Here is an 811-nt window from a genome sequence, read left to right as displayed (position 1 = left end):
TACTGCATTGATCGGCCTAGGGGCATGGCAATTGCTGAATACTGCAATACGCACCTACGAGTTGGGTCAGGAAAGTTTAGAGAGTTTGTCGCAATTGCAACGTGCTCAATTACTTATCGCTCGCGACTTCCAACAGGTCGTTCCCCGTGCAATTCGAGACGAATATGGTGATTATTCTGCCGCCTTACTTTCAGGTGATGAGTTTGATGTCGTCGAATTGACGCGTGTTGGATGGCGAAACCCAATTCAGGAAGAGCGTTCAGATACGCAGCGAGTCGCTTATTCAATCGATGATGGCGATTTGATAAGGCGTTATTGGAAGGTTCTTGACCGCGCCCAGGATTCGGAGGCGATTTCGCGAAGACTTTTAAGTGATGTTGAATCTTTCTCTGTTCGTTACCTCAATGATAGTGATGCATGGGTGGACGAGTGGCCACCTCAAGAGTTCGAGGTTGACGACTCTGTATTAGACAATATGCGCCGCTTCGTAGTGCTGCCAAAAGCTGTAGAAATCAATCTCTCTCATCCTCGCTACGGAAATATCTCTCGCCTTTTTCAGCTACCGAATTACCTGGAAAATACGCTTATTGACTCTCAGCGCGGGAATGGAGGGCAGGGTGAAAATAGTGATGATCAAAATGCCGGTGGTGATCAAGGCAACTCAGATGGGACGGGTTCCTCTAACAATGGCGCAGGAGAGCAAAATTCGTCACCTGATAATGGCATCACAGGCGGGAATTTATGATGCTAGGATTCTCGCAATCTTCCCCGTTTAAAGGCTCGCTCGTAAAGCAGCGTGGTGTCGCATTAA

General features: G+C 48.0%; 1 protein-coding gene. It reads left to right on the top strand.

The genetic code is table 11. From position 1 onward, the window contains the following. On the top strand, positions 1-745 hold a 745-nt coding region (gene gspJ / locus A3762_RS23735; protein WP_068757961.1), incomplete at its 5' end, for a type II secretion system minor pseudopilin GspJ. Positions 746-811 lie beyond the last annotated feature (66 nt).

The sequence above is a fragment of the Oleiphilus sp. HI0125 genome, assembly GCF_001635355.1.
The sequence above is the reverse complement of the archived record's forward strand: the minus strand, read 5'-3'. Positions and strand labels throughout refer to the sequence as shown.